Annotated in this window: 12 protein-coding genes; 8 read left to right on the forward strand and 4 right to left on the reverse strand. The window is 58.6% G+C overall.

Annotation, left to right across the window (positions count from 1 at the left end):
- Nucleotides 1-9 precede the first annotated feature (9 nt).
- The 3 genes from UP10_RS35670 to UP10_RS35680 all read right to left on the reverse strand — a co-directional run bounded on the left by UP10_RS35670 (nucleotide 10) and on the right by UP10_RS35680 (nucleotide 3,797).
- On the reverse strand, nucleotides 10-450 hold the full coding sequence (locus tag UP10_RS35670) for a hypothetical protein (RefSeq protein ID WP_044591857.1): 441 nt from the start codon (nucleotides 448-450) through the stop codon (nucleotides 10-12).
- A gap of 6 nt (nucleotides 451-456) precedes the next feature.
- Complete coding sequence (locus UP10_RS35675) at nucleotides 457-2,448, reverse strand: conjugal transfer protein TraG (protein ID WP_044591858.1); 1,992 nt, start codon at nucleotides 2,446-2,448, stop codon at nucleotides 457-459.
- 566 nt (nucleotides 2,449-3,014) lie between these two features.
- On the reverse strand, nucleotides 3,015-3,797 hold the full coding sequence (locus tag UP10_RS35680; protein WP_044591859.1) for an outer membrane protein: 783 nt from the start codon (nucleotides 3,795-3,797) through the stop codon (nucleotides 3,015-3,017).
- 1,307 nt (nucleotides 3,798-5,104) lie between these two features.
- On the opposite strand from UP10_RS35680, the gene UP10_RS35690 reads away from it, so the two are divergent.
- The 6 genes from UP10_RS35690 (at nucleotide 5,105) to UP10_RS45550 (ending at nucleotide 9,434) form a co-directional block, all read left to right on the forward strand.
- Complete coding sequence (locus UP10_RS35690) at nucleotides 5,105-6,427, forward strand: MFS transporter (protein ID WP_050043965.1); 1,323 nt, start codon at nucleotides 5,105-5,107, stop codon at nucleotides 6,425-6,427.
- A gap of 38 nt (nucleotides 6,428-6,465) precedes the next feature.
- Nucleotides 6,466-6,933, forward strand: a complete 468-nt coding sequence (locus UP10_RS46545; protein WP_044591860.1) for a hypothetical protein — start codon at nucleotides 6,466-6,468, stop codon at nucleotides 6,931-6,933.
- A 31-nt stretch (nucleotides 6,934-6,964) separates the two neighbouring features.
- The gene (locus UP10_RS46820) at nucleotides 6,965-7,297 is read left to right on the forward strand and encodes an alpha/beta fold hydrolase (RefSeq protein WP_044591861.1); all 333 of its coding nucleotides are present in this window, start codon (nucleotides 6,965-6,967) and stop codon (nucleotides 7,295-7,297) included.
- A gap of 229 nt (nucleotides 7,298-7,526) precedes the next feature.
- Nucleotides 7,527-7,868: a helix-turn-helix domain-containing protein gene (locus UP10_RS35705; protein ID WP_044591862.1), complete on the forward strand. Its 342-nt coding sequence runs from the start codon at nucleotides 7,527-7,529 to the stop codon at nucleotides 7,866-7,868.
- Nucleotides 7,858-9,120 carry a type II toxin-antitoxin system HipA family toxin gene (locus tag UP10_RS35710; protein ID WP_044591863.1) on the forward strand — a complete coding sequence of 421 codons (1,263 nt, stop codon included), beginning with the start codon at nucleotides 7,858-7,860 and terminating at the stop codon, nucleotides 9,118-9,120. The genes UP10_RS35705 and UP10_RS35710 overlap by 11 nt, the downstream gene beginning before the upstream one ends.
- 20 nt (nucleotides 9,121-9,140) lie before the next feature.
- Entirely contained in the window at nucleotides 9,141-9,434 is a 294-nt protein-coding gene (locus UP10_RS45550) for a hypothetical protein (protein ID WP_197086983.1), read from the forward strand.
- An 81-nt stretch (nucleotides 9,435-9,515) separates the two neighbouring features.
- Here the strand turns inward: UP10_RS45550 and UP10_RS46430 are convergent, their stop codons facing one another.
- On the reverse strand, nucleotides 9,516-9,731 hold the full coding sequence (locus tag UP10_RS46430; RefSeq protein WP_210167990.1) for a hypothetical protein: 216 nt from the start codon (nucleotides 9,729-9,731) through the stop codon (nucleotides 9,516-9,518).
- A 236-nt stretch (nucleotides 9,732-9,967) separates the two neighbouring features.
- On the opposite strand from UP10_RS46430, the gene UP10_RS43560 reads away from it, so the two are divergent.
- Together UP10_RS43560 and UP10_RS35725 are read left to right on the forward strand one after the other, a co-directional pair.
- Nucleotides 9,968-10,426 carry a PilZ domain-containing protein gene (locus UP10_RS43560; RefSeq protein ID WP_082077432.1) on the forward strand — a complete coding sequence of 153 codons (459 nt, stop codon included), beginning with the start codon at nucleotides 9,968-9,970 and terminating at the stop codon, nucleotides 10,424-10,426.
- 113 nt (nucleotides 10,427-10,539) lie between these two features.
- A partial coding sequence (locus tag UP10_RS35725; protein ID WP_044591622.1) for an IS701 family transposase occupies nucleotides 10,540-11,305 on the forward strand: 766 nt, incomplete at its 3' end.

Here is an 11,305-nt window from a genome sequence, read left to right on the forward strand (position 1 = left end):
CGAGATCACTCAGGTCGACGTATCAGATCGCACTGCGGACTCCTCACGTGGCTCGACGTCACGGGAGATCTCCTGAGCCAAGGTTTGGCCCTTCGCCAATCGCCGCCCAAGCGCCTCGACATAGCGTTCATAGCGCTCACGGCCCTTTGCCTGAACCGCCGCCGTTGTGGTGTCCGGCAGAGGTGGAGTGACGGTCAGCCAGAAGCGTACGAACAGCGCTAACGCCTCATTCGAGATGGTAACGTCACGCTCCAGCCGCTCGACTTGCCTTGTCAGACGATCGAGGCGCCGCCCGATGGCAGCTTCCATCCGTTCGGAATTGTCCGGTGACAGATAGGATGTAAGCGCCGCCTCAACCACGAGCGCCTGTGCGACCTGCTTACGATTGGCATGATCCGCAAGCCTTCCAGCAAGTTCGGGCGGCAGACGGAAAGTGTGTTTGGTTCGCATCGCGCCTCAGAGCTCCAGACCGTCATCACGGTCCATCGCTGCTTGCCGTGCGACATCGCGAGCCTGGAATATCCGGGCACCTTCCGCCCCATCCTCGGCTTGTTCATCCTCGAGTACGAACTCGAGAGATTCGCTGGCACGCGGCCGCGCGATATCCTCGTGAATAGGAAGTTCGAGCTCGCGGCGGATACCGGCGTTGGCCGGATCATCTGCGATTTTCGTGCATGGTGGCGGGCTCCTCTGCTTGGAGAAGTTCACGCCTGTGGGCAGGTTGCTCCAGTCGTCAAGCGGAACGTGGGTCTCGACATCGGGACGGAATAGCTCTGGCGGTTTCAGAATACGTTCTGTCAGTCGCCGATCCTCAAAATACCTTACCTTCTTGGCCCGGATCGGGTGAATACCGGACACCAGAACCAGTTCATCGTCCGCTGGCAACTGCATCACTTCACCAGGCGTCAGCAACAAGCGGGCCGTCTCCTGACGTGACACCATGAGATGCCCAAGCCAGGGGCTGAGCCTGTGACCCGCATAATTCCTCATCGCCCGCATCTCGGTCGTCGTCCCGAGCGCGTCGGAGACCCGCTTGGCCGTGCGTTCATCGTTGGTGGCGAAGCTCACTCGAACATGACAATTGTCCAGGATCGAGTTGTTTGGACCGTAGGCCTTCTCAATCTGATTCAGTGACTGTGCAATGAGAATGCTTTTCAGGCCATAACCGGCCATGAAAGCGAGTGCCGATTCGAAAAAATCAAGCCGTCCTAGCGCCGGAAACTCGTCCAGCATCAGAAGCAGCCGGTGCAATCGCGCTTTCGCGTGGAGGTCCTCCGTCAACCGCCGCCCGATCTGGTTCAATATCAATCGCACTAGCGGCTTGGTCCGGCTGATGTCCGATGGCGGCACGACAAGATAGAGGGTGACCGGTCTGCCACTTCCGGTGAGATCGCGAATCCGCCAATCGCAACGGCGCGTCACTTGGGCGACGACCGGATCCCGATAGAGGCCGAGGAATGACATCGCAGTCGAGAGCACACCCGAGCGTTCATTTTCGCTTTTGTTCAGGAGTTCGCGCGCAGCCGATGCGATAACCGGATGGATTCCCGCCTCGCCGAGGTGCGCTGTCGTCATCATTGCGCGCAAGGTCGTGTCGATAGACCGCTTCGGATCAGACAGGAAGTTGGCGACGCCAGCGAGTGTTTTATCCGGTTCCGCATAGAGCACGTGGAGGATCGCCCCAACTAGCAGGGCATGGCTGGTTTTCTCCCAGTGGTTGCGTCGCTCCAGAGATCCTTCGGGATCGACTAAGACATCGGCGACATTTTGGACATCGCGTACCTCCCATTCGCCGCGACGCACTTCGAGCAGGGGATTGTAGGCCGCGGATAAGGTGTTGGTCGGGTCAAATAGAAGCACCCGGCCCCACCGGGTGCGGAAACCTGCCGTCAAATTCCAATTCTCGCCCTTGATGTCATGGACGATGCAACTCCCTGGCCAGGTCAGCAGTGTTGGCACCACCAGCCCCACGCCTTTTCCAGAGCGGGTCGGTGCAAAGCATAGGACGTGTTCCGGCCCGTTGTGCCGCAAATACTTCTGTTCGAACTTGCCGAGCACTACGCCGTCGGCGTCGAACAGGCCCGCCCGAGCGACTTCCGCCGGACTTGCCCAGCGGGCCGAACCATAGGTGGAAACTTCCTTCGCTTCGCGAGCGCGCCATACGGACATGCCGATCGCCGCGACAAACGATATGAACCCACCCGAAGCAGCGATTACGGCGCCTTCCACGAAGACATCGGGCGCATAGGCATCGAATGCGTACCACCACCAGAAGAAGGCGGGCGGAAGATAGATCGGAATGCCCCACGTCAGCTCAAACCAGGGTTGGCCGAGAACCGGTTGGTAACCGAGCCGCCAAGCAACCCATTGGGTGGCCGCCCACGTCGTGAATAGCACGATCGCAAGAACAGCGATGACAGAGCCCCAGAGGATCTTTGTGGTTGGCATCTCAGTGCACTCGATCAAGTTGTTTCCGAGCACTGCAGGAAAGTTATCGCGAAGTTCTCGTCAACACGCCGCTTCGCCAAAGCGCGCTCTCGCGCGTGCTAGCGGATAAATACCGATCCGTGGTCAGATCCCAGGCCTCGTTTCCTCCCAAAGGTCAAGTCGACACCACTGCCCTGCGATGCCACACCGGAAACCTGCTGACCAGGTGAGCTCGAGTGCAAGCCGCCACCGCAAAGGCCGGAAGCCAATTCTGTCGTCGATTATGGCAGATCGATCGAAGCCAAAGTCACACACTGCCGTTGGCGGATCTGGTCTGAGCCCCGCACTTCATCCAGCGATGAGGAAAAAAGCCTTAGGCGAGGCCCGAGGCTTTCGATACCGCTGAGTCAAGCGAGCGATCAGCAGCGCGCGACAACCGGGGCGTTAAACTTGTAGTTCAGGCGGCACCCAATGTACGTAGTTGAGACCTGCAGCGACGAGTTCGTCTCCGATCGCTGCAACAGTCAAGAAAACGCCTCGGACGATGCCGGAACTTTTGCCTAGTGTTGGGGTGCAGTGACACCGGATCAGTACTTCGCGACAGCCGGTACGTTGAAGCGATAGACCAGCGACGTGCTGACGGTCTGAACCAGGGAGTCGTTAAAGTTGACGGACAAACCGGCCGGCACATTGGTGCCATCGACAAGGGCGTTGAGGCTTTTGTTGCCGTAATAGGCGGCGCGATACTCGGTCTTCATGAACCAGCCCGGCGCGGTGATGCCGAAGATGTTCAGATTGTTTTCGACGCCGCCGCCAATGAACCAGCCTTCAGCCGTGAAGCCACCAGTGTGGAAGCCCGACGGGTTGCCGGTAAACCCGCTGAGCAACGTCGTGCCGTCCCACTTCGAACCGGTGTAACCGGCATTGACGTAGGAGAGGACGTTCGGTCCGACCAGATAACCGACGCGAGCGCCTGCCGCCCAGCTCTCCTTGACCTTCTCGTTGCCAACGAGGATGCCTTCCGAGATCGAACCCTTGATGCTGCCGAACTGACCGTCGACCAGGATGCCTATGATCCAGCTGCTGTTGACTTGCCAGTCATAGCCCGCACCAACCGAACCGAACCAGCCATCGCCGCCCTGCTTGTTGTTCACGCAGAGAATGCAGCCACCCGTCGCGTTCTCGGTCAGGCCGGTGTTGGCGTCCCAGATGCCGCCGCCGCCGCCGCCGAAGATGTAGAAGCCGGTCCAGCTCGGAAGCGCGACCACTGGCGGAGCCTTCGCGTACGAGGGAGCGGCCGACAGGTCCGCTGCGAGGGCCGAGCCTGTGAATGTTGCGACTGCAGTCAGAGCGAGCACAAGTTTCTTCATTTCTTGGATCTCTCGAAAACGAGGGGTTGCGCGATGTTATCGCCTGTAACGAAACATAATGAGCGACGCGCACAACAGACCTCCCAATTGGGAGGTGAAATCAATTTGTGGTTCGGTGTTGCAGTTATTCTGGATCAATGCGGAGGCTCACGTTGCGTCTCTCTTGCTAGCCCGCTGCGACGACCTTCACTGGCCCGATCTTCACTGGCACGCTGCCGGCGCATGGCGTGCTGATGGGACCCCTTGGTCGTGGCGGCTACGAAGCACGCGTCCGGGAGCTCCTGGAGCACACCGATCCAACATTTTCTTTGGCGATTGAGGCTGTGTTCATCGTCTTCCGACTGAAGGCGCCAGGTACCGAGAGATTAAGCGCGTTACGGTCCATGCTGACGGCGGAGTGAACTTTGATGGTGAGCGCCTTGTGCAAAACACAGTACTCCATCGCGATGAATTACCGTCCCGCAGCTCCATAGCAAGTTTTCAATCGCTCCCCTTCCGAACCGTCACGGCATCGAGAGTGCCCGCCGGCAAGGGACGCAGAAGCTCTCCTTCCGGCTTGGTGAGATAGATTCAGTGTGCCCAGGGCACAGCATGACAACCTGTCGGTCGTGATATGGCTCGACGTCCGGGTCGGGGTCGGTTGTCCGCATTGTAAACGCTGGCGGCACGGCGCCCTTGCCCTCGCGCCAGCGATTTTCGGAAACGACTGGTCGTTAGGCGTGAAGCGATGCTTGGCTTTAGGGTGTTTCCTTCCTGCGAATTCGAAGAATGCCGAAGCCGAGATGAGGCAACGGTTGCTCTTGGTGAAACTGCGCCCCTCGGATCTGAAGTTGAAGACAGGGCCGCCACGTGGTCCGGACGGCGGAAAGCTGCAATTCATCGGCGCAAGCTCGATGACATTGCCGGCCGCACGCATCACGGTCCAAGATCGTTGATCTTGATGTCGTCCGATTGCGGCAGACCGAGTTCGCTCCGCCGCGTCGGAATGCCGAACTCACGGTCTTGCATCATTTTGCAGTATTGCGCCGAACGAACGTGTTTTTGGTAGTCGTTGCGGAGCCGCTGGTCCCGCAACGCCCTGCGGACTAAGCCGCCGATCGCCTGTTCGCCTCGTCAACACAACAATCGATCGGCGCCAGAGCCATTCGCCCGGTTGGCCGTCTTGGCGTCGCGTCTTCGACCGTAATCCAGACCAACTCCCGTTTGGGAGGTTCCAGCGATTGGGTCGCCATTACACTCCACAGTCGCCGGACTAACGACGCTCGCATAATTCAGAAATAAGCGAGAGATACTTGGAGCGTAACGGAATGTCGCACGTTGCCTCGATCCTCGACACCAGCTCACCGCCGGTCAATCCGCTCGGCAAGCCGCCCCCCTCCAAATCCAGCGTCATCGCCGCGATAGCCGGCAACACTCTCGAATTCTACGATTTCACCATCTACGCGCTCTTTGCCGTGACGATTGGGCAGACCTTCTTCCCGTCCACGGACCCATTCGTCAGCCTGATTCTGTCCGTCGCCGTCTTCGGTGTCGGCTTCGTCACACGGCCGATCGGAAGTGTTGTCATCGGCGCCTACGCGGATCGCGCAGGCCGCAAGCCCGCATTGATGTTGACAGTGGCGCTGATGGCGATCGGCGTGGCCACTCTCGCGATCACACCTTCCTATGAGAGGATCGGTATCGCCGCGCCGATCCTCGTGGTACTTGCGCGCCTCGTTCAGGGCTTCGCTTTGGGCGGCGAGGTCGGACCTGCAACCGCGTATCTGGTGGAGGCCGCCCCTCCCGGCCGACGCGGGCTTTACGGCAGCTGGCAAACCGCCAGCCAAGGACTTGCACACGTGATCGCCGCTGCCATCGGCCTGGCTCTGTCCTTGATCCTCGCCAGACAGAACATGGACGGCTGGGGCTGGCGTATCCCTTTCCTGCTGGGCTTGCTGATTGTTCCCGCCGCGATCTTTATGCGGCGCAATATGCCAGAGACGCTGGAGAATGGAGAACCGTCGGAGCAACCCGGCTTTGGATCGATCCTTGCGAACCTGTTCCGGAATCACACCCGACAATTCGTCCTTGCCACTATGGTCGTGACATCAGGTACGATCGGAGCCTACGTATCTCTCTACATGACGACGTACGCCAGAACGACCTTGCATCAGTCGGAGAGTGTCGCGATGGCGGCCACTCTCGTGGGCGGGACTTGCTCGATGGCATCTTGTCTGATCGGCGGCTGGCTCTCCGACACCGTTGGACGCAAGTGGGTCATGATCCCCTCGCATATCGCCTATCTATTGGCGCTCTATCCCGGCTACTATCTGATCAACGCGTTCCACAACGCGACGAGCCTGCTTTTGGTGGTCGCATTCCTGGCCACTATTGGCGGTTTGGGCGGCGGTTGCGCGTTGGTGATCATCTCGGAAAGCTTCCCGGCATCAGTCCGCAGCACGGGAATGGCGATGGCCTACGCATTGGCGGTAACCGTGTTCGGCGGAACCACTCAAATGGTTGTGACCTGGCTGATTCATGTCACCGGCAATCCGATGACCCCCGCGTTGTACAGCATAGCAGCCGGCGGCGTTGGCCTCGTCGCCAAGGTGTTGATGGTCGAAACGAACAACAAACCTTTGAAACCTTAGTTCGCAACCCTACCGCCCGTTGTTGCGGGGACGATTAAATGCGAAACGACAACAAACACGCCGTCTCGAAGAACGTTTACGACTCGTCTATCGACGGCAACGCTATCGGCGTTCAAAGCACCCGCGCGGCTCGATTGTCGAACACCAATATAGTGTTCAATGGCACCGCTATCAGCGGTGCCACCGGCACATGTGGGAACAACGGTTTCGCGGCCAACGGAGCCGCCGGTACGCCTCTCACGCCGGTGGCCGGCGCTCGGCAGATCTTCCCCGAGACCAAAGTCACGCGCCGCCGTCGACGGACCTGGTCTGAACCTCGCGGTTCATCCAGCGGCGGGGAGAGAAAGCCTGGGCCGAGACCCGATGCTTTCAATACCGCTGAGTCAAGCGAGCGATCAGTAGCGCGCGACAACCGGACCGCCGAACTTGTAGTTCAGACGGACGGTGACGAGATCTACGTCCTGCTTGACGTCGTCGTTGCGGCTGTTAAGGGCGAGTTGGAGTAACGAACCCGTAGTTGTGGGCGCTCATGAACAGATGGTCGTATTCAACCGCTGCCGACCAGCCGGGTGCGAAGGCAAATTCAAGTCCGACACCGACGGTGCCGCTCCAGTCGGTGTCAGAAGCGCTGTCCGCCAGAGCGCCTACCGCGTGGTGCTCTTCGATCAGCGCGGGTCAGGGCAGAGCAAACCCCTCGCGAGTGCCCCGAATGCCGACCTCCGCACCAATACCACCGGCCATCTCATCGCTGAGACGTTGCGCGAGCTCCACCGGGTCGAGCGCTGGACCATTTTGGGCATCTCCTGGGGGACCACCCTCGCCCTGGCTACGCACAAGCGCACTCACGCCGGGTCGGCGCGTTGGTGTTAGCGCTCGTCACGACCATGTCCCGCCGCGAGGTCAAATGGATTACCCATTCGATGGATTGCGAAGGCCGGTAAGCGTTTGGTTTGGCTAAGACAGAGGCCGCCAAATATGTGCTCTTGAGGGTCCCTTAAGGCTTATAAACTGCTCTTAAAAGCATTTTATTGCTTTTCAGCCTCAATTCTGATCTGCTCTCAAGAGCACCTTAAACCCTCTAACAGGCTCTTGAAAGCACATGGTAGCGCTCAACAAACTCCAAAAGGCTCCTCCTTACCCGGTCGAACAGGCGCTCAAGCGCTTGGGCGAAAATCTGCGTACGGCCAGGACGGCCCGCCGGATGACTATTGAGGATGTTGCTCAACGCATCGGAACGGGCAAGCGCGCGGTGATGGACGCCGAAAAGGGTAAAGCCTCGACGGGCATCGTGGTCTATGGGGGCCTCCTCTGGCTTTACGGTCTGCTCGCACCTTTTGAAGAGTTGGCTGATCCGTTGAAAGATCAAGAAGGGCTTTCACTGCAATCGGCGAAAGGGCGTAAGCGTGTTCGTAAGAGCGGGGGGTTAGACAATGACTTCTAAACCAAACACTGAATGCTATGTCTACATGACGCTCCCCGGCGAAACCGAATCCGTAACAGCGGGACGGTTTGAGTTGACGAAGGATCGACGCGACAATGCGTTGGGCCGCTTCGTCTATGGCAAATCTTATCTTGCCCGTGCCAACGCAGCCGCCATCGACCCCATCGAGCTTAAGCTTTCGGGCAATACCTGTGAGACCGCACGGTTGAACGGGGTATTCGGCGCGTTGCGCGACGCTAGCCCTGACTATTGGGGGCGCCGCGTCATCGAAAAGCATGCCGGCGTCCCGCAACTAGGCGAACTCGACTACTTGCTGAACTCAGCGGACGATCGCGCCGGAGCGCTCGGCTTTGGTCTGGGCCAAGAGCCGCCCGCGCCTCGCCGAAAATTCAATAAGACGCTTGAACTCGCGAAGCTTCAGGAGGTCGCGGAAGCTTTGATGCGGCAGGAAGACGTCAAAACCGAAGAAGCCGCTCAGGTCCAGGACTTAATGCTGCTCGGTACATCAATGGGCGGCGCGCGCCCAAAGGCAGTAGTGGAGGACAATGAAGGTCTGTGGGTCGCAAAATTCAATCGTCCCGACGATCGCTGGAACAATACGCGCGTAGAACGCGCGATGCTTGAACTTGCAAAAAGCTGCGGCATCAGTGTTGCGACCAGCCGTATCGAAACGATTGGCGACAAGAATGTTCTTCTCGTCAAACGTTTCGATCGCGAAAAGACAGGCAAAGGATACACGAGATCCCGAATGATCAGTGGCCTTACTCTGCTTGGCGCCGACGAAGCGGTTGGAGCAAGAGACCGCTGGTCCTACGTCTTGATGTCGGAAGAACTGCGCCGCGTTGTACGAGAGCCAAAAAAGGACGCCCCGGAACTGTTTCGACGGATGGCATTCAATGCGTTGATCTCGAATATCGACGATCATCCTCGCAACCATGCGATTATTGCCAAAGAGCGCGAATGGCAGTTGTCGCCTGCTTATGACCTGACCCCGATGCCCCAAGTTGCACAGGGTCGACGCGACCTCGCAATGGAAGTTGGCGATCAAGGCCGGTATGCCAATGCGAAGAATGTTCTTTCGCAGCATGTCCGTTTTCTGCTCGAAGAGCAGGAAGCGAAGGCGATCGTCTCAGACATGACCGATAAAGTGCGCGCGACATGGTACGACGTAGTGCGCGGACAGGACGTGTGCGAGAAAGATGCTGAAACGATCCGGAGCGCTTTCGTCTACGAAGGTTTTCTGACGGAATAGCCAGTCATTTTGAGGGAACCGTGCTGCCGACGAACTACCTCGACTCCATCGCTGCGGCTCGCCAAGGGCCAGAGCCGCTTTGCGTGGCGTGGCCGATGCCAGGCAACCCCGCCAGCTTTCCGATCTTCGCGACCTTCGCCGCGTGGCGCGATTTCGTTTTGCAATTTAGTTTGCATCCCACGCTTCCGCTCATTGTGTCGGCAAAATTTGAGCGCGCCCAGAAGCTGTATATCCTTGCATGGGTCGATTTCGATCTGATCAAGGCAGGCGAACTCATTACATTTGACGGCGCTCGAACTTGCCCTGACGGATAGATATGTGGGCAAGGAAGGCGCGGGCAATGGCCAACATCCTGGCTACCCAGTCGGCGGAGACGCGGGCGAAGGGAGAGGCACTTATCCAGCAGGCCGACAAGCTGCTTTGCGAAAGTTAGAACGAGCGGATGTGGTCAGGCCTGCGTCGAGGACATCGACTATCGCACCCCGCGTGGCCTCGACCGCAGCCTGCTGACGACGCTGGCCGAAGGCGGACGGATCGACGACCATGCCAATCTGCTGATCTGCGGGCCCTTCCTTGCGGAACATGAGCTTACGATGCTGGAAGACCAGCAACCAGCACCCGCAATTAGCGGCGAACGACCTGCGGGTTCTGCTATTTGTCCCAGGACGCGTTCTAAGACCGAAGGCCATGTTGAATATGTTCCGATGATCGCGCGAGGGGCGCGCGGCCGTGGAAACGTTTAACTGCTTATCAACATTGCCGAAGGAAGCTCTGCTTTGGGCGGCCACCCGCCGCCCGACAGCGCGTTCCATTTAATTGATTACATTAATCTCGAGAGCGGCTTGGCATGGTAGATCGCCGTAAGTCTCCACGAAGCGACCTTGAACAGATTGCGTTTATTTCGGCTGCCGGCGGTAGCGTCCGTTGCGTTGTAGTTAATGCTTCAGCTGACGGGGCCGCCATCGACGTCCCAAATGCGGCTTATCTGCCAAACGGCTTTCGATTGATGACGGAAAGCAACCGGATTGTTCGCAACTGCCGGATAGCTTGGGTCAAAGGCAATCGCATAGGTGTCGAGTTTGTCGACGTGCGTCCAATAAAGCAGCGCGAGCGCCAGTTTATGCAGTACCTTTGCGACAACCAATGGGTGCGCGAAGCGCATCTTCCTGCAAGCCAAAAGACTATCGACAGTTTGTTACATGGCGGTCTAATTGAACGAAGCCGCGATCAAGAACCGACGGCTTACCGCCTCACGCCGGCCGGCATAACTGCCAAGGAAAAACCAGTCAAAATCAGGCACTGTTAGACGTCAAGCAGTAAGTTGGTCGATTCTGCATTCTGACTTAGTACTACTGAGTCAGAAGGCCGCAGGCGTCGGGTCTGAGAATCAAATAATTGAAGAGATTCAGATTTTGGCAGATGGAGGGCCAGATGAATCTCAAGGGCAGCGAAGCACGCTTTGCGGCGTATGTTGAGGGGCTTTCGAGCGTCATTGGTCACGCGGACCGAGCTGGGCCGCTGCGCGATTATTGCACCGGTTTGATACTGCCCGGTGAGCGCAAGAGCGTCGAGCCGATGGCGGCGAAGACGGCTCCAGCGCGGACGGCGGCCCAGCATCAGTCGCTGCTGCACTTTGTCGGTGTCGCGACCTGGTCGGACGAGAAGGTGCTGGCCAAGGTGCGCGAGATGGTGTTGCCGGCGATCGAGAAGGATGGGCCGATCGAAGCGTGGATCATCGACGACACGGCGTTCCCCAAGCAAGGCAAGCATTCGGTCGGCGTGCACCACCAATATTGCGGCCAGCTCGGCAAGCAGGCCAATTGCCAGGTAACGGTGTCGTTATCGATTGCCAACCACTCCAGCAGCCTGCCAGTGGCCTATCGGCTGTACTTGCCGCAGGATTGGACCAAGGACCGCGCACGGCGGAAGAAGGCGGGTGTGCCGAAGGACGTCAAGTTCAAAACCAAACCGGAGATCGCGCTGGAGCAGATACGTCGGGCATGTGAAGCCGGCCTGCCACGTGGCGTCGCATTGATGGATACAGCCTATGGCAACGACTCGCGTCTGCGCGCGGGCATGACGGAGTTGGGCGTATCTTACGCGGTCAGCATTTTGCCAAACACTTTGATGTGGCGACCCGGAACCGGTCCAAGGCGCAAAGGCAAACCGCTGAACAATACCGGCC

Origin of the sequence: Bradyrhizobium sp. LTSPM299, from assembly GCF_000938235.1 — a bacterium.
Classification (GTDB): Bacteria; Pseudomonadota; Alphaproteobacteria; order Rhizobiales; family Xanthobacteraceae; genus Bradyrhizobium.

Excerpts from the sequence above, each read along its gene's own strand:
- UP10_RS35670 (WP_044591857.1), bottom strand. The coding sequence starts at position 450 with ATGCGAACCAAACACACTTTCCGTCTGCCGCCCGAACTTGCTGGAAGG.
- UP10_RS35675 (WP_044591858.1), bottom strand. The coding sequence starts at position 2,448 with ATGCCAACCACAAAGATCCTCTGGGGCTCTGTCATCGCTGTTCTTGCG.
- UP10_RS35680 (WP_044591859.1), bottom strand. The coding sequence starts at position 3,797 with ATGAAGAAACTTGTGCTCGCTCTGACTGCAGTCGCAACATTCACAGGC.
- UP10_RS35690 (WP_050043965.1), top strand. The coding sequence starts at position 5,105 with ATGTCGCACGTTGCCTCGATCCTCGACACCAGCTCACCGCCGGTCAAT.
- UP10_RS46545 (WP_044591860.1), top strand. The coding sequence starts at position 6,466 with ATGCGAAACGACAACAAACACGCCGTCTCGAAGAACGTTTACGACTCG.
- UP10_RS46820 (WP_044591861.1), top strand. The coding sequence starts at position 6,965 with ATGGTCGTATTCAACCGCTGCCGACCAGCCGGGTGCGAAGGCAAATTC.
- UP10_RS35705 (WP_044591862.1), top strand. The coding sequence starts at position 7,527 with ATGGTAGCGCTCAACAAACTCCAAAAGGCTCCTCCTTACCCGGTCGAA.
- UP10_RS35710 (WP_044591863.1), top strand. The coding sequence starts at position 7,858 with ATGACTTCTAAACCAAACACTGAATGCTATGTCTACATGACGCTCCCC.
- UP10_RS43560 (WP_082077432.1), top strand. The coding sequence starts at position 9,968 with ATGGTAGATCGCCGTAAGTCTCCACGAAGCGACCTTGAACAGATTGCG.